Origin of the sequence: Pseudorhodobacter sp., from assembly GCF_030452865.1 — a bacterium.
Taxonomy (GTDB): Bacteria; Pseudomonadota; Alphaproteobacteria; order Rhodobacterales; family Rhodobacteraceae; genus Pseudorhodobacter.
Window position 1 is genome coordinate 1 of sequence record NZ_JAKDLJ010000031.1, and the last position, 16864, is coordinate 16864.

General features: G+C 61.6%; 14 protein-coding genes. 4 read left to right on the forward strand and 10 right to left on the reverse strand.

Going from position 1 to position 16864, the window contains the following annotated elements:
• Positions 1-68 precede the first annotated feature (68 nt).
• From L0H65_RS03610 to meaB, 6 genes are all read right to left on the reverse strand, one after another.
• A complete protein-coding gene (locus L0H65_RS03610; protein ID WP_301457466.1) occupies positions 69-326 on the reverse strand; it encodes a DUF4212 domain-containing protein in 258 nt (85 codons plus the stop codon).
• A 58-nt stretch (positions 327-384) separates the two neighbouring features.
• Entirely contained in the window at positions 385-1065 is a 681-nt protein-coding gene (locus tag L0H65_RS03615) for an adenylate kinase (protein WP_301457467.1), read from the reverse strand.
• Positions 1062-3032 carry an acetate--CoA ligase gene (acs, locus tag L0H65_RS03620; protein ID WP_301457468.1) on the reverse strand — a complete coding sequence of 657 codons (1971 nt, stop codon included), beginning with the start codon at positions 3030-3032 and terminating at the stop codon, positions 1062-1064. Before acs ends, L0H65_RS03615 begins: the two co-directional genes overlap by 4 nt.
• Before the next feature lie 347 nt (positions 3033-3379).
• Positions 3380-5056, reverse strand: coding sequence for a SulP family inorganic anion transporter (locus tag L0H65_RS03625; RefSeq protein WP_301457469.1), 1677 nt, complete (start codon positions 5054-5056; stop codon positions 3380-3382).
• Between the two features lie 129 nt (positions 5057-5185).
• A complete protein-coding gene (locus tag L0H65_RS03630; RefSeq protein WP_301457470.1) occupies positions 5186-7483 on the reverse strand; it encodes a glycosyl hydrolase family 28-related protein in 2298 nt (765 codons plus the stop codon).
• 136 nt (positions 7484-7619) lie between these two features.
• Entirely contained in the window at positions 7620-8600 is a 981-nt protein-coding gene (meaB, locus tag L0H65_RS03635) for a methylmalonyl Co-A mutase-associated GTPase MeaB (RefSeq protein WP_301457471.1), read from the reverse strand.
• Between the two features lie 164 nt (positions 8601-8764).
• Here meaB and L0H65_RS03640 point away from each other — a divergent pair, with 164 nt between their 5' ends.
• Both L0H65_RS03640 and hrpB read left to right on the forward strand, forming a co-directional pair.
• Complete coding sequence (locus tag L0H65_RS03640; RefSeq protein ID WP_301457472.1) at positions 8765-9514, forward strand: DUF3108 domain-containing protein; 750 nt, start codon at positions 8765-8767, stop codon at positions 9512-9514.
• 7 nt (positions 9515-9521) lie between these two features.
• A complete protein-coding gene (hrpB, locus tag L0H65_RS03645; RefSeq protein WP_301457473.1) occupies positions 9522-11975 on the forward strand; it encodes an ATP-dependent helicase HrpB in 2454 nt (817 codons plus the stop codon).
• Between the two features lie 69 nt (positions 11976-12044).
• Here the strand turns inward: hrpB and argF are convergent, their stop codons facing one another.
• Together argF and L0H65_RS03655 are read right to left on the reverse strand one after the other, a co-directional pair.
• Positions 12045-12971 carry an ornithine carbamoyltransferase gene (gene argF, locus L0H65_RS03650; protein ID WP_301457474.1) on the reverse strand — a complete coding sequence of 309 codons (927 nt, stop codon included), beginning with the start codon at positions 12969-12971 and terminating at the stop codon, positions 12045-12047.
• Between the two features lie 81 nt (positions 12972-13052).
• Positions 13053-14228 (reverse strand): aspartate aminotransferase family protein, encoded by a 1176-nt coding sequence (locus L0H65_RS03655; protein ID WP_301457475.1) that lies wholly within the window; start codon positions 14226-14228, stop codon positions 13053-13055.
• 357 nt (positions 14229-14585) lie between these two features.
• Here L0H65_RS03655 and L0H65_RS03660 point away from each other — a divergent pair, with 357 nt between their 5' ends.
• Positions 14586-15197 carry a GcrA family cell cycle regulator gene (locus L0H65_RS03660; protein WP_301457476.1) on the forward strand — a complete coding sequence of 204 codons (612 nt, stop codon included), beginning with the start codon at positions 14586-14588 and terminating at the stop codon, positions 15195-15197.
• 39 nt (positions 15198-15236) lie between these two features.
• Here the strand turns inward: L0H65_RS03660 and parA are convergent, their stop codons facing one another.
• Positions 15237-15872 (reverse strand): ParA family partition ATPase, encoded by a 636-nt coding sequence (gene parA, locus L0H65_RS03665; protein ID WP_301457477.1) that lies wholly within the window; start codon positions 15870-15872, stop codon positions 15237-15239.
• A gap of 58 nt (positions 15873-15930) precedes the next feature.
• Positions 15931-16227, reverse strand: a complete 297-nt coding sequence (locus L0H65_RS03670) for a hypothetical protein (RefSeq protein ID WP_301457478.1) — start codon at positions 16225-16227, stop codon at positions 15931-15933.
• A 144-nt stretch (positions 16228-16371) separates the two neighbouring features.
• Here L0H65_RS03670 and L0H65_RS03675 point away from each other — a divergent pair.
• Positions 16372-16864, forward strand: a 493-nt coding sequence (locus L0H65_RS03675; RefSeq protein ID WP_301457479.1) for a BrnA antitoxin family protein, incomplete at its 3' end; no start/stop codon positions are given.

The window sequence follows — 16864 nt, forward strand, 5'->3', positions numbered from 1 at the left end:
GTAGAGCACGAAACTTGCGCCTACGACGAGGAGGTTGAGGGTAAACTGATCCATGTTTCCTGTTTTCCTTATTCGTCCACGCCAAATTCGGCGTCGATCTTACCCATCTTCCAAGCATAGAAGAAAATCAGCACGAGGAAGACCAGAATGGACCCCTGCTGTGCGAACCAGAACCCGAGGTCAGTGCCCCCGATCGCGATGCCCGAAAGCATCGGACGCAAAAGGATGCCAAAGCCGAATGAGACGACGAACCAGATTACCAGACAGATGCTGATGATCCGGATGTTCGCTGCCCAATAGGCGTTGGACGATGATTTGTCCGCCATTGTATAAACTCCCTGTTTAAGTCCCTCTGCCACCCCCGGAACGGGACGTGGCAGTCCCTCACGTTGCCATCACCCGTTTCACGGCGTCGGACATGGCGCGCGAAACGGTTGCGATGTCAGCCATCGCGTCAATCCGTTCCAGAACCCCCCGACCCTCGTAATAGGCGATCAGTGGTGCCGTCTGGGCGTGATACGCGGTCAACCGCGCCCCCGCCGTTTTGGCATTATCGTCGGCGCGACGCTTGAATTCCGTCCCGCCGCATTTGTCGCAAACCCCTGCTTTTGCAGGTTGTTTGAACTGGTCGTGATAGCCTTCGCCACAAGTGGCGCAGGTATAACGCCCGGCAACGCGGGCGATCATCGGACCATCTTCGACTTCCATCGAGATGACCGAATTCACACGCTGGTTGCTGCGGCTGAGCAGTTGGTCCAGCGCCTCGGCTTGACCCGCAGTGCGGGGAAAGCCATCAAGAATGACACCTTTGGCGGTATCGGGGTCTTCCATGCGGTCATGCAGCACCGCCAGAACGATGTCGTCAGACACCAGCGCGCCCGCCTCCATTACCGCTTTCGCCTGCTTGCCAGCCTCAGTTCCGGCAGCCACCGCAGAGCGCAGCAGATCGCCGGTGGAAAGCTGCACAAGGCCGAATTCTTCTTCCAGCAAGCGGGCCTGTGTGCCTTTGCCGGCCCCCGGCGGGCCAAGCAGGATCAATACGGTCGGGGTGTTTTTGGCTGTCATGCCTTACCCCGGTTCATGCGGTTGGCGATCAGCTCTTCGACAACCGACGGGTCGGCCAGCGTCGAAATATCACCCAGCGCGCCAAAGTCATTCTCGGCGATCTTGCGCAGGATGCGGCGCATGATCTTGCCGGAACGGGTTTTTGGCAGACCGGGGGACCATTGGATCAGATCGGGTGAGGCAATGGGGCCGATTTCCTGCCGCACCCATTTCACCAGTTCCTTTTTCAGATCATCCGAGGGCGTTACATCATTCATCAAGGTGACATAGGCGTAAATGCCCTGACCCTTGATCGCATGCGGGTAGCCGACAACGGCGGCTTCGGCCACCTGCGCATGTGCAACCAGCGCGCTTTCCACTTCGGCAGTGCCCATGCGGTGACCGGAGACGTTGATCACATCATCGACGCGCCCGGTGATCCAGTAATCGCCGTCAGCATCGCGCCGACACCCATCGCCCGAGAAGTAGTAGCCAGGGTACTGGCTGAAATACGCCTCCTCAAACCGGGCCTGATCCCCCCAAAGCGTGCGCATCTGCCCCGGCCAGCTATCGGTGATGCACAGCACCCCTTCGGCGACGGTTTCAGATTGCAACTGCGCGTTGGCCGGGTCGAGAATGACCGGATTGACACCGAAGAACGGCTTGGTCGCCGAACCCGGCTTTGCGGCAATGGCACCGGGCAAAGGCGTGATCATATGGCCGCCGGTTTCGGTCTGCCACCAGGTATCGACGATGGGGCATTTGCCCTTGCCGACATGGGTGTTGTACCAATTCCACGCCTCGGGGTTGATCGGCTCCCCCACCGATCCCAGCACCTTGAGGCTGGACAGATCGTACTTGTCCACCCATTCCGGCCCCTGCCCCATCAGCGCGCGAATGGCGGTGGGGGCGGTGTAGAACTGGTTGACCTTGTGCTTGGCGCAAACCTCCCAGAAACGGCCCGCGTCGGGGAAGGTCGGCACACCTTCGAACATGATCGTCGTCGCGCCATTCGCCAGCGGACCATAGATGATATAGCTGTGGCCGGTGACCCAACCGACATCTGCGGTACACCAGAACACGTCGCCATCATGGTAGTCGAACACCATCTCATGCGTCATCGCGGCGTAAAGCAGATAGCCGCCGGAACTGTGGACAACGCCTTTCGGCTTGCCGGTAGAGCCGGAGGTGTAAAGGATGAACAGCGGGTCTTCTGCGTTCACCTCCTCCGGCGCGCAGGTGGTTGCCGCCTTGGCCATTTCGGCCTTCACGTCGACATCGCGGCCCGCGACCCAGGTGGTCTGGTCGCCGGTATGCTTGACCACAAGGCATTTCACCCGATCATCGCAATGCAACAGCGCCGCATCGGTATTGGCCTTCAACGCGGTCTTGCGACCACCACGCGGCGCAAAGTCGGCAGTAATGACGCATTTCGCCTCGGAATCATTGATCCGGTTGCCAAGCGCATCGGGCGAAAAGCCTGCGAAAACGATGGAATGGATCGCACCGATCCGCGCACAGGCAAGCATGGCATAGGCCGCCTCGGGGATCATCGGCAGATAGATCACCACACGGTCGCCTTTGGTCACCCCTTGCGCCTTCAGCACATTTGCCATGCGGCAGGTGTTTTCCAGAAGCTGGGCATAGGTAATGTGCAGCGCCGGGGTGTCGGGGTGGTCCGGCTCCCATATGATCGCGGTCTGATTGGCGCGTTTGGGCAAATGCCGGTCAATGCAATTGGCCGAGACGTTCAGCGTGCCATCCTCGAACCACCTGATCGCCACTTCGCCCAGCTTGAAATTGCTGTACTTCACCTTGGTATAGGGCTTGATCCAGTCAAGGCGCTTGCCCTGTTCACCCCAAAACGCCACCGGATCGGCAACCGATGCCTGATACATCTTTGCATAGCCCGCCGCGTCAACATGCGCCTTGGCGACAAAATCTTTCGACGGGGCATAGACCGGACCGGCCTGAACTGGTTGCGACATGACTTCCTCCTCGTTGCGGGCCGATGCTGTTGATGGAGGTGTGGTGCCGCAACACTGCAGCCGCCCCCTTGACCGCGTGACGGCACTATACACGAACGGTCAATTATCGTGTAACTCTTTTTGAACAAATGATTATTTTGTAAATTACTTTACGGTTTATCCGATATTTTTGTAAATTCGGCAAATTGTGGCATTTTTTTGGCATTGTTTTTCAAACTGATAGCCGTTCACAAAGCAGTGAACTCCCGAACCGGTCAGCCGTGGCAAGACCAATACCGACGCCATGACGTGACGTTCCCGCAAAAGGAACGCCGGGTCAACTGCCGAATGCTTGAACGGTTCGCAGATCATTCCGATTCGGGTGATTCGGCATGATTGTTCGCCGCCAAAATCCGCTCAACCGCCACGATATCCGGCAGGTAGGTGACAAGCGGCGGCTGCAATCCGTGGTGCTGCAATGCCTGCTGCACCTCCGGTTTTACGGCGGTGAAAAAAAGTTGTCCGCCACGCCGCGCGGTTTTGCGCGCAAGCAGGCCCAGCGCCCGCGCGCCGGAACTGTCGATGAACGGGACATCGGTGAAATCGACCGCAAAGCCTTTGGGTGTATCGGCAATCTGTTCCAGAACGGAGCCAAGCCGCGCCGCAGCACCAAAGAAATACGGGCCGCGCAGGTGACAGACGACCAGACCGGAACTGCCCGCCTCTGCCGGATCATAGCGGCCTTTGGGTTCATAAGGGGCGATTGTGGCCGCGTCCGACATACGCCTGATGAACACGGCACCACCCAAGGCAACGCCCACCACGATCCCGGTGATCAGATCGCGGAAAATCACCAGTGCGACAGTGACAAGCACCACCATCGCATCGGCGCGACCGGAGCGGACCAGCAGCCAAAGCTCCTCCTTCTCCGCCATGTTCCAGGCCACCATGACCAGTACCGCCGCCAGTGCGGCCAGCGGAATATAGGCGGCCAAAGGTGCGGCCAGCAGCATGAAACCCAGAACGAACAGCGCGTGCAGGATACCCGACACCGGCCCGCGAGAGCCTGCGCGCACATTGGTTGCAGTGCGGGCAATCGTGCCGGTCACGCAAAAGCCGCCGAACAGCGAAGCGCCAATATTCGCCACGCCCTGCGCCACAAGTTCGGCGTTGGACCGGTGCTGCCGCCCGGTCATTCCATCGGCAACCAGTGCCGAGAGCAGCGATTCAATCGCACCCAGCAAGGCAAAGCTCGCCGCCCAGGGCAAAGCCTGCCGCAGCGCATCGGGTGTCATCGCGGGAAGGCCGGGCATCGGCAGGCTGCGTGGAAGCGCGCCAAAACGGCTGCCGATGGTTTCAACTGGAAGATGGAGGAGGGCCACCAGCGCAGAAGCAATCACGACGGCCAACAACATGCCCGGCCAATGCGGGCGCAGGCGTTTCAACGCCACGATAAAGGCCAAGGTTGCCAGCGCCACGCCGAAGGCAGCAACCGAAAAGCTGGCGCGTGCGGCCCAAAGTGCGGGGAGTTTTTCCAGCAACTCGCCGGGTTCGGACGCCTCCAGATGCAACCCCATGAAATCGCGCAACTGGCTGGAGAGGATGACAACTGCAATTCCAGCGGTGAAGCCCACCGTGACCGGATAGGGGATGAAGCGGATGTAGCTGCCGATCCGCAGCAGGCCCGCCGCGATCAGCATCGCCCCCGACAGCAAGGTTGCGAGGATCAGCCCGTCAACCCCCGTGGTGGTAACGCAGGCCGAAACCAGCACGATGAATGCCCCCGCAGGCCCACCGATCTGAAACCGCGACCCGCCAAGCATGGAGACGAGCATCCCGCCGATGATCGCGGTGTAAAGTCCACGCTCCGGCCCGACACCGCTGGCAATCGCAATCGCCATCGACAGCGGCAAGGCGACGATTGCGACGGTCATCCCCGCCAGCGCGTCGGCGCGCAAATCGGCCAGACCGTAGCCTTCGCGCAAGACCGTGATGAGTTTCGGAAGGAATTCCGGGGCGCGCGCCGCCGGGTTGTGCTGTGCCATGATCTGCCTGATGGTTGTTCTTCTCAACCAAAGCCTTGACCGACGGAGCCTGTCAAGCAGACGCGATGCCGCGCAACGGCAAACCAAAGGCGAGCCGAAGCCCGCCTTTGGCATTTCAGGAATTGCGGTTCAGTTCGGGTTGTCGCAGCGGATGGTCGCCTGCACCCGCCCCTTCAAGGCGCGCGGCCAGCGCAGGTTGATCTGTCGCCCGCCCGGCCCTTTTTCGGTCTCCCCATAGGGCATAGAGTAGTCGATTACATTCGCCGCCGTGCGGATCGCGTTTTCCATCGTCAGCGCCGACAGGTTCCGCGCCCGTGCGCCGAAGGGCAGAAAGCCCCCGGTATCAACCACCCAGGTATCCGCCGCCGTGTTCTGATCATGCTGGATCGTGACCGGGCTTTGCGTGATCTGGTTGACGCCGTTGAAGGCGTTGGATTCGATCACCACATTGCGGAAACGGCTGAAATCCAGCGTTGCATGGGTGGTATCCACCTTGTCCACCCGGTCGATATTGGTGTTCACGGTGCGGAACACGTTGTCATTCATCGTGAATCCGTTGATGAAATGGCCGGGGCCATACGGGGTCATCACGAAAAAGCTGTGCGCCGCCGAGGTATCGTTGCAGGTGAAGATATTGCCGGTCAGTGTCAGCCCGCCAAAGGAATATTCCGAATTATACTCCGGCTCCGGGTCATGTTCATTGCCCCATTCGATGAAGCAATTGTCGATATAATTGCCAGTGAACAGCGATTTCACATTGGTCGAAGTAAAGACGACACCAGCCCGCCGCACCCCGGCACTTTCATCATCGCCCTGGAAAAAATGGTTCCCGATGAACATGTTGCCCGACCCGCCCATGATCGCGAAATGGGCAAAACGGATGATGCGGTTGTCGCGGATCTTGGCGTCATTGGCGTTGACGTTCAGCGCGATGGTCGTGCGGTCCTGCACGCGCATCGGCTGTTCATTCGACAGGAATTGCGACTGATCGACGAACATGCCCTGACAGCCCTCCCCGATCGAGGTGATGCCGCGATCCTTCGGCTTGTTGAACATGCAATCGGCAAAGCGGAAACCGGTCCCGGCCGGCGGCAACATCACCGCACTTGACCGCCCGTTGCACTGAAACTCCATATCGGTGATCTCGAACCGGCCGAGTTTCGCGAAACCGCTGAAATCCAGCAGGTATTTGTAGCGGGTGAAGGTGAAGGTGCGCGTTCCCGCAGCGCCCCAAAGTGGACGGCTGAGCGTTATCGTGCCGGCACCGACATTCTTTGACCAAACGTAAATCTCCCGCCCGACGCCGGTTCCCGAAACCCGCGCGCCCACCGGAATATTGGCGACATTCGCCACATTGGTCAGCAGCAGCGCATTGCCGCCGGGCGTGTAGGTCGCGACCGAGGTGGAGGTGGTGGAGGCCCAGTTGATGGAATCTCCTGCCTCGATCATGCCGTTGCACAGCACGCGACGCTGCACCAATGTATCCAGCCCGCTGACCGCGGCAACATCGACCGGGGATTTCAGCAGCACGCGACGCCCGCTCAGATCAAAGACGACGTGATCGGTGAAATAGAACAAGACCTGAAGGCCACGACGAAAGCCTTCCTCCTCATCGTCGAAGGCGGCTTCATAGGTGGTCAGATCATAATTCCGGGTACAGGCGAGCCGATATTGTGCAGGCATCACCACCTTGCCCTCAAAATCGACACGGGAACTGAAAGTGACATGACCGTTCAGCAGATAGGTGCCCTTCGACACCAGAACAGAGACATCGTTTGCCAAAGCATAGGCATCCGCCGCCACAAAGGCCGGGGCGTCATTCGTCACCCCGTCACCCTTGGCCCCGAAATCACGCACATCGACCCACGGCAGCAGATCGCGCAGGAAGGCTTCGGTGATGTCTTCGATAACGAGATCATCAATGCGAACAACACCGCCGTTCGATCCGGTCAGGTCAAGCCCGAAATGGCCGTAAACCGGCACCGTCCCCCATGGCATGTCAACGCCGGAGCGGTTGCTGACCGCGATGATCGCCGACACCGTGACAACCGTACCATAAGTGGTCAGCGCAACGGCCGGCCCGGTCTGCGGCACGCCCGCTACGTTGGAATTGTTCGACGCACCGGCCCAACCGGCAATCCGCACCGATGGCAGATTGCCAGAGACCGCCTTCACCCGCGCCGTGACGCGTAGATACATTCCCGGCAGCATCGGCGTTTCCGCATAGGCGCGCAATTTTTGCGTGGTGGCGGTCTTTTGCAATTCCAGACAACCGCCGAAATCCTGATCGGCAGGAACGAAGGCCGCATTGGGCTGGCTTGCGTAACTGCCCGAACCGGGCGTGCCATCTTCACGCGACCACAGATTGAGCCCTGCGGAAAACGGGGGCGGCATCAGCACCAACCCGTCGGTAATCACCTTGTTCATCGTTCAAACCCTCACGTTTTTGCGCTTGTGGCAAGGCGGGCATCAACCGTCCGCCAAGACTGCGGGCAGGATTAGTGAACAGGGGTTAAGGCGGTTTGATCCCGGCGAACGCTGCCAACCCGCCGCGCGCAACGCTTCAGCGTTTCGCAATCCGGGCGAGAAGATCGGCGGCAGCGCGGTCCGGGGTGGTCTGGCCCTGCGCCACGGCATCCCCCGCCTGACGCATCGCGGCACGGGTCGCCGGGTCTGCGGTCAGGGCGACAAGCAAACCTTGCCGCACCTCCTCCTCAAACCAATGGCGGGCCTGACTGGCGCGGCGGCTGTCCCAATGACCATGCGCGCGCCGCCATTCGACCAGCGTTTGCATTTCGGCCCATGCTTTCGCCAGACCCAGCCCCTCCGCCGCCGAAACCGTCAGCGCCTTGGGGAAACCGTCCGGGTCTTGCGGGCGGCGACGCAACAGGCGCACGGCACCGGCGTAATCGGCACGGGTGCGCATCGCCGCCGCTTTGAAATCACCATCGGCCTTGTTGACCAGAATGATATCCGCCATTTCCATGATGCCGCGTTTGACCCCTTGCAACTCATCCCCACCCGCTGGTGCGAGCAGCAGGATGAACAGGTCCGACAGCTCCGCCACCACGGTTTCGGATTGTCCCACCCCCACGGTTTCAATCAGCACCACGTCAAAGCCTGCGGCCTCGCACAATGCCACCGCCTCACGTGTGCGGCGCGCGACGCCACCGAGATGGGTCTGGCTGGGTGAAGGGCGGATGAAGGCCAAAGGCTCCCGGCTCAACCGCTCCATCCGGGTCTTGTCACCAAGGATCGACCCACCGGTCCGCGCCGAGCTTGGGTCCACCGCCAACACCGCCACGCGCAAACCTTGGACGACCAGCATCAAGCCGAAACTCTCGATAAAGGTCGATTTCCCCACCCCCGGCGTTCCCGACAGCCCAATGCGCAAAGCCTGCCGGCCCAAACCGCGCAACCGCTCTGCCAGTTCCAGCGCCTGCGCCCGATGATCGCCCCGCTGCGATTCAACCAGAGTGATTGCCCGCGCCAAAGCCCGCCGATCACCTGCCGCTACTTTTTGTGCAATATCTGAAACATCCATTGGTGCTGCTCCGGCAAGAACCTGCTTTAATCGGGGAAGGTGACTGATTTGTCATCTTTCCCCGCAAGGTTAGGGGTTTTTTGCCCGGCTTCGACCCTATATGCCAGAGGGAAAGGCAATTTTTGCCGAAATGCCCGGCCATGACCCGAAAGGATGACCCCAGGATGATGACCTGCACAAACCATACCAACGCTTTGGTCTCCACCGCTTTGGCCTTGGCACTTGCCACCGCCTTGCCCGCGCCCGCATCTGCCCAACGGGTAGAAGAACAGGCCAGCTTTGATTTCGTCATCAAGGGGATAAGCGCGGCCACGCTCTCCTTTTCCGGGGTGCAGGATGGCAACCGCTATGCGGTTTCGGGCGTTGTGAAAAGTGCGGGGCTGGCGGCGCTGTTTCGCAAGATCAGCTATACCGCGGAGGCGCGCGGCGCGGTCTCGGGCAGCAAATACACGCCCGCCAGCTATACCGAAACGTCGGACAACGGCAAACGCAAGTCGCAAAGCAAGATGAGCTATTCCCGCGGCGTGCCCAGTGCGGTGCAGTACACCCCGCCGCGTGAGGGGCGTGACAAGGATGTGAACCCGGCGAGCCAAGGTGGTACGGTGGACACGTTGACAGCACTCTACGCGATCTTGCGCGATGTCGATGCCGGGCAGGAATGCAAGGTCAGCCTGAAAATGTATGACGGGCGCTATGTCAGCACCATCGCCGTGTCGAACCCAAAGAAAAAGGGCGATGGTGTGATTTGTTCAGGCCAGTATCGCCGGGTCGACGGGTTCAAACCGGAGGAAATGGCCGAGCGCACGAAGTTTCCCTTTACGGTACGGTATGTCCCGCTGGGCGATGGCCGGATGCAGGTAACGGAAGTGGTGATGCAATCCATCTATGGCAACGCGGCGCTGAAACGCCGATAACGGTGCGGTGAAACCAACCGATCCCCTCCCTATTGACGAGGCATTGCCCCGCCTGCTGGACGCTTTGCGCGCCCATGGTCAGGCGGTGTTGCAAGCCCCACCCGGCGCGGGCAAAACCACCCGCGTTCCTTTGGCGATGTTGGACGCAGGGCTGTGCAAGGGTCGCATCCTGATGCTGGAACCTCGCCGCCTTGCCGCGCGTTCATCGGCGGAACGGATGGCCGAAACGCTTGGTGAAACCGTCGGCCAAACTGTCGGCTACCGGGTGCGGGGGGAGGCGAAGGTCAGCCGCGCGACCCGGATCGAGGTGGTAACCGAAGGCATCCTGACCCGAATGATTCAGTCAGATCCAGGGCTGGACGGCATCGGCGCGCTGATCTTTGACGAATTCCACGAGCGCAGCCTGAATGCCGATCTGGGCCTGGCACTGGCGCTGGAAATCCGCGGGGCGCTGCGTGAGGATTTGCTGCTGCTGGTGATGTCGGCCACGCTCGACGCCGCGCCGGTTGCGGCCTTGATGGGGGACGCGCCACTGATTACCTCCGATGGCCGCGCCTTTCCGGTGGAAACCCGTTGGCTGTCGCGCCCCCTGCCGCCGCGCGCGCGGCTGGAAACCGAGGCTGCTGCGTTGATCCTTCGGGCGCTGGAGGACTGCCCCGAAGGCGGGTTGCTGGCGTTTCTGCCCGGCGAAGGCGAAATCCGCCGCACCGAAGCGGCACTGAAGGGGCGTTTACCCGATGGCTGCATCGTCCGCCCCCTGTTCGGCAATATGCCCTTCGCCGACCAGCGCGCCGCCCTTGCGCCGCAAGAAACGGGACGCAAGATCGTGCTGGCAACCGCCATCGCCGAAACCTCGCTGACGCTGCCGGATGTTCGGGTGGTCGTCGATGCCGGCCGGGCACGCCGCGCGCGGTTTGATCCCAATTCCGGCATGTCCCGTCTTGTCACCGAACGGGTGACAAAAGCCGAGGCCGAACAGCGCCGGGGTCGGGCGGGCCGTGTTGCGCCCGGCACCTGCTACCGGCTCTGGACCAAAGGCGAAGAAGGCGGTCTGGCACCCTTCCCGCCCGCCGAGATCGAAGCCACTGATCTCACTCCCCTGGCGCTGGAACTCGCCCTTTGGGGCAGCGCCGAAGGCTTGGCGTTTCTGACGCCCCCCAATCCGGGTATGATGGCCGAAGCGCAGGCCCTGCTCACCTCGCTCGGCGCGTTGAAACAGGGTCGCATCACCGACCATGGCCGCGCGCTGGCCGCCTTGCCACTGCACCCGCGGCTTGGTCATATGGTGCAAACCGCTGGCGCGGGCCCCGATGCGGCAACACTTGCGGCCCTTTTGGCCGAACGTGACCCGCTGCGCGCGGCACCGCCCGATCTGGCGTTGCGATTGGCTGCGATCGCCAACCCGCGCGGATTTGAGGAAAACCATCCGTTCAGCGTAGATCGCGGAGTGATTGAACGCATCAAAACCGAAGCCAAGCGGCTGAAGCGCAGCGACAAAAACAGCCCCCTCACCCCCGGCCAACTCGCCGCCCTTGCCTATCCCGACCGCATCGGTTTGCGCCGCAAAGGCGACGCGCCGCGCTTTATCCTGTCGGGCGGCAAGGGAGCCTTGATGGACGCAGGCACACCGCTTGCCGGTCACCGCCTGATCGTTGCCACCGATCTTGACGGAGACATCCGCGAGGCGCGGATCAGGCAGGCCGCCGCCCTGACCGAAGCCGAATTGCGCGCACTTTTCGCGGATGAGATCGCTTGGGGTGATCTTTGCGAATGGTCGCGCCGTGATGGCAGGATCATCGCGCGACAGCAGGAGTGCTTGGGTGCGCTGGTGCTGGATGACCGGCTTTGGCCCGATGCCCCGGCGGAAGCAATGGCGCGCGCCGGGTTTGACGGTTTGCGCCTTCTCGGGTTGCCATGGACCCCTGCGGCGGCGCGTCTGCGGGCGCGCGTTGACCTGTGCCGGGGAGAGGGCAGCACCTTGCCGGACCTGTCGGATCAGGCGCTTCTGGCAAGCCCGGATTGGTTGCTCCCCTATCTGACCGGGCTGAAAACCGAGGCACAGTTGCGCAAACTTGACCTGACGGAGCCTTTGCGCGCACATCTGGGCTGGGACGCGCTCCAGCTTCTCGACCGATTGACGCCATCGCATTTTGAAACGCCGTTGGGCCGCCGCATCCCGATTGATTACGATGGCGAGGCACCGGGGATAGAGCTCCGCTTGCAGGAAATGTTCGGCGTCACGCGGCATCCGACCGTCGGCCCGAACGCGCTGCCGCTGCGCATCACGCTGCTGTCACCCGGCGGCAAACCGGTGCAGGTCACGATGGACCTGCCGGGGTTCTGGACCAATTCCTACGCCGATGTGCGCAAGGACATGCGCGGGCGCTACCCGCGCCATCCCTGGCCGGAAGACCCGCGCGACGCGGACCCGACCTTGCGCGCCAAGCCGCGCGGGACGTGAGCGAGGCGCTTCATGCGCGCACCTCCGACGGTCGAACCAGCCTGTCGAACCAGCGCAGGAGCGACAAAATCAGACGCCGAGGCACCAGCGCATGATGGCCTTTTGGGCATGCAGACGGTTTTCGGCCTCATCGAACACCACCGAATGCGGGCCGTCCATCACGGCGCTGGTTACCTCGTCATTGCGGTGCGCGGGCAGGCAATGCATGAACAGTGCATCCGGCTTGGCATGGGCCATCAACGCCTCATTCACCTGATAGCCGCGAAGCTGGTTATGGCGCCGCTCCTTGGCGGATTCGGGGTCGTGCATCGAAACCCAGGTGTCGGTGACCACAAGATCAGCATCCAGCACCGCTTTTGCCGGGTCACGCTCCACCGTCACGCGCACGCCGTTTTCGCGGGCGAAACCGATCCACTCAGCCTCCGGATCAAGGGTTTGCGGGCCGGTGAAGGTGAAGTCAAAGCCGAACTGACCGGCGGCATGCAGAAAGCTGGCAGCGACATTGTTGCCATCGCCGCACCAGACGACTTTCTTGCCTTTGATGGCGCCGCGATGTTCCTCATAAGTCATTACATCGGCCATGATCTGACAGGGATGGGTGCGGTTGGTCAGGCCGTTGATCACCGGAACGGTGGCATGTTCGGCCATTTCCAGCAGGGTTTGTTCCTCAAACGTGCGGATCATGATGAGATCGACATAGCGGCTGAGCACGCGCGCGGTATCGGCGATGGTCTCTCCATGGCCCAGTTGCATTTCCTTGCCCGACAGAACCATGGTCTGCCCGCCCATTTGGCGCACGCCGACATCGAAGGACACGCGGGTACGGGTTGAGGGCTTCTCGAAGATCAACGCGACCATATGGCCCGCCAGTGGCAGGTCATCATCCGCGGTGCCTTTGGGGCGGCCCTTGCGAGCGGTTTTCATCGCGCGGGCGGAGTCGATCATCGCGCGCAGGTCGGCGGCGGAAGTGGTGTGAATGTCAAGAAAATCAGTCATCGTGGTGCTTTCTGGGATCGCGCCGGGGGGCCAGCCCCCCGGACCCCCCGGGATATTTTCGCAGAGAAGATTGGCAAGAGATCAGGTCGCTGCGAGCGAGGTTGCGGCCTTGTCCAGTCGGCTCAGGGCTTCGGCAATATCTGCATCCGGAATATTGAGCGCGGGGAGCAGGCGGATCACATTGTCGGCGGCAGGCACAGTCAGCAGATTCTGCGCGTAATTCGCCTTGACCACATCGCTGTTTACCGCTGCGCATTTGAGGCCGAGCATCAAGCCTTCGCCGCGCACCGCTTCATAGATATCGGGGTGGCTGGCAACGAGGCTTTCAAGGCCTTGGCGAAACAATGCGGCTTTGCGGTTGACCTCTGCCATGAAGGCGGGGTCCGCGATGATTTCCAGGACTTTTGCGCCGACCGCGCAGCCCAGGGGGTTGCCGCCATAAGTGGAGCCATGGCTGCCCGCAATCATACCGGAAGCGGCGTTTTCCGTGGCCAGAACGGCGCCCAGAGGAAAGCCGCCGCCAATGCCTTTGGCAACCATCATTATGTCGGGAGTGATGCCCGCCCATTCATGCGCAAAGAGTTTGCCCGAGCGCCCGACACCGCATTGCACCTCATCCAGTATCAGCAGCGCGCCGGTTTGATCGCACAGATCCCTCATGCCTTTCAGACAGGCATCGGGCAATGCGCGGATACCGCCTTCGCCCTGGATCGGCTCCACCATGACGGCGGCGGTTTTTTCGGTCACTGCCGCGCGCAGCGCTTCATGGTCGCCGAAGGGAAGGGTTTTGAAACCCGGCATCAAGGGACCATAACCTTTGACCATTTTCTCGGACCCCGCCGCCGCAATGGCTCCGGTAGAGCGGCCATGGAACGCGCCGTCGAACGTCAGGATTTCTATCCGGTCTGGCTGGCCTTTGTCGTACCAGTATTTCCGCGCCATCTTGATGGCGAGTTCCGCCGCCTCGGTTCCCGAATTGGTCACGAAAACCGTATCGGCGAAGGTGTTTTCGACCAGCAGATCCGCGAGTTTCTGCTGCTCCGGGATCTGGTAAAGGTTTGACACATGCCAGAGCTTGCCCGCCTGTTCAGTCAGGACGGCAACAAGGTCCGGATGCGCGTGCCCCAGTGCATTCACCGCAATGCCTGCCCCCAGATCGAGGTATCGGCTGCCGTCGGTCGTCGTCAGCCACGACCCCTCACCCCGTTCAAAGGCCAGAGGCGCGCGATTGTAGGTAGGGAGCACGGATGGGATCATTTCACTATCCTTTGTGGGCCTTTTACGGGAAGCCTAGCCGTGCCAAAGCACGGAGGCCGAGTCAACGCGAATGTCGAAGGAAGGGCGCGGGAATGGCAAGGCGGATCAGCCGGAAACGCTTGGTTCAGCGTCGGCGTCGGGGCAGCAGATGGGGGATGGCCTTGCTGATCATGGACTTTTTGGTAGGGCCAAGCCGGGCGTTTGTAAAGCAGGATTTCCGCAGGAGTGGTGCGCTTTGCCGTCAGTTGCCATGAGGCGGGCCTTGTATCCGGGGCTTTAGGATTGTAACTGTGGCCGTCACAGCTAAATTGGCGTGGGTGGCTCCGATGGTGTCCGCCCCCAACACCGGAGATAGGCATGTCCTGGACAGAAGAGCGTGTTGAAACGCTGAAGAAAATGTGGGCCGATGGCCAAAGCGCCAGCCAGATCGCCAAGGAATTGGGCGGGGTCACGCGCAATGCGGTGATTGGCAAGGTCCATCGGTTGGGTCTGTCCAACCGTGCCACTGCCGGTGCCGACAAGGATGAGCCGGAGGCAAAAACCGCGCCCGCACCTGCGGAAGCGACCGCACCGCGTCCGGTGGAGGCTGCCGCGCCGGAACCGAAACCCGCGCCCCCTCCGCGCCCCTCTGCGCCGATCAATCCGACGGTCGCACAGGTCGTCAACAACGTCACACCCTTGCCGCTCCGCAAATCCATTGTGCCCGCAGGTCAGCCGCTGCCACCGCAGCCATCCGCGAATGAGATCAGCCCGGAGGCCCTCGCCTCGGTGCGCGAAGTGGAGAAACATGCCAAGAAAATCAGCCTGATGGAGCTGACGGAGCGCACCTGCAAATGGCCGATCGGCGACCCCGCGACCGAAGAGTTCTGGTTCTGTGGCCTGCCCTCCACTGCTGGCAAACCATACTGCGAAGCGCATGTCGGCGTCGCATTCCAGCCGATGTCGGCGCGGCGGGATCGTCGGCGTTGATGCAACTGCTGTGACCGAAAAGGCCGCTTCCGAGCGGTCTTATTCCTTTTCCTGCAGCAGCGCGATAACTTCGGCCACAAGGTCCAGCACTTCCGCCGAGGCTGCGGACTTTCCGGCTTCTGGCACGGCACGACCCTGGCCCAGAGTTTCAGCATAAACAACACGTTGACCAAGGCTCGCCTTGGCAACATCGGCAGAAACGCCGGCGGCAGCGGCGGCGACCTCATCCGCAAGCCGCGTGCCGGATTTCACGCGGTTCAGCACGATCACACAGCGCTTTCCCACCCGCTCCGCCAGATCGAGAACGCCATCCGTCGCCCAAAGGTCGACCAGCGACGAACTGACCGGCACCAGAACCAGATCCGCCTCGCGCAGCGCCGGTTTCAGATCGCTATCCACCTTCGGTGGTGTGTCAATGATCACGATGTCATTGGTTTTGCCCAGCTTTTCACATTCATAGCCAACGCCCCATGCCGAAGCGGTCGCAAACTCCAGCCCCGGATCGCCAAGCGCATCCCGCCGGGTCATGAACCAACGCCCGAGCGAGCCTTGGGGATCGGTATCAAGAATCGCGACCCGCATATTCTGCCGCGCAAAGGCAATGGCGAGATTGACCGCGAGCGTGGTCTTGCCCGCCCCGCCCTTTTGCTGCGCGATGGTGATGATATGGGCCATATGATTCCCCCGTTTCTGCGGCGCAGCATAGCACGGCTGGCAGGGGGATGCATGTGGCCTATTTGCGCGGACAGGAAACTCGGCCCCGCATCTCGCCGCTGTCGCCTTGCAGGGTACTTTCGACCAAACGGCAGCCTGTCACCTCCTGCACCAGCGCGATCATATCGGCGCGAATGGCCTGATGCTCGCCACGAGAAGCCCAACCGAGGCGGATCACCTCCACCTGCCTATCCTTCTGAAAAATTGTGTAATTTCTCCCGGCGCGCGTGACATCGGTGCGCACGCCCCCCCACATCTGCGGCGTCGGTTGCGCGCCGCAAGCGGTCAGTGCAAGGATCAGGATCAGGGCTTTCATCCCACTGTTTTGCCACTCCTTGGTTAACGCGGGGTTAAGACCCCAGAAACCCTACAGAAACACCCCGGAAAGCCACCAGAACGCCCGCCCAATCCAAACTTAACATTTCTGCCCGAGTCTGCGCCGATGAAGCCGGAGGAAATGATGACAGACCTGACCCGCATGACACCGCGCCAGCGCAGCCATTACACCTATCTGATGGATGTGATGAGCCGCCTTGAATGGGATTTCCACAATGCCATCCACCGGCGGGGCCGCATCCCCTCTGACTGGGCGGAGATCGCGCAGACCACCCCGCGCCAGACCAAACAGAAGGTGACGTTCGAGGTGGAGGCCGATGTGCTGAAATTCTTTCGCGCCATGGGCAAGGGGCATGGCCCAAGGATGAACGACGTGCTGCGCGCCTTCATGCACGCGCGCTTGGCAGGCGTGGTCGAAGGGGCGGACTCGCTGGCCATCTACCGCGAGGGCGCGCGGGTCAACGCCGGTCCCCGACCGGAGTTTGGCGATATCTCCCGGATGTTGGGAGAGGAGCCGGAGGCGGAACCGCAAGCACCGGGGTATCGCGCCAGTCTCGACCGGGCGATGGAGTTGATGGACAAGGCGCGGGCGATGCAGGCGGTGATTGCGGCGAAAC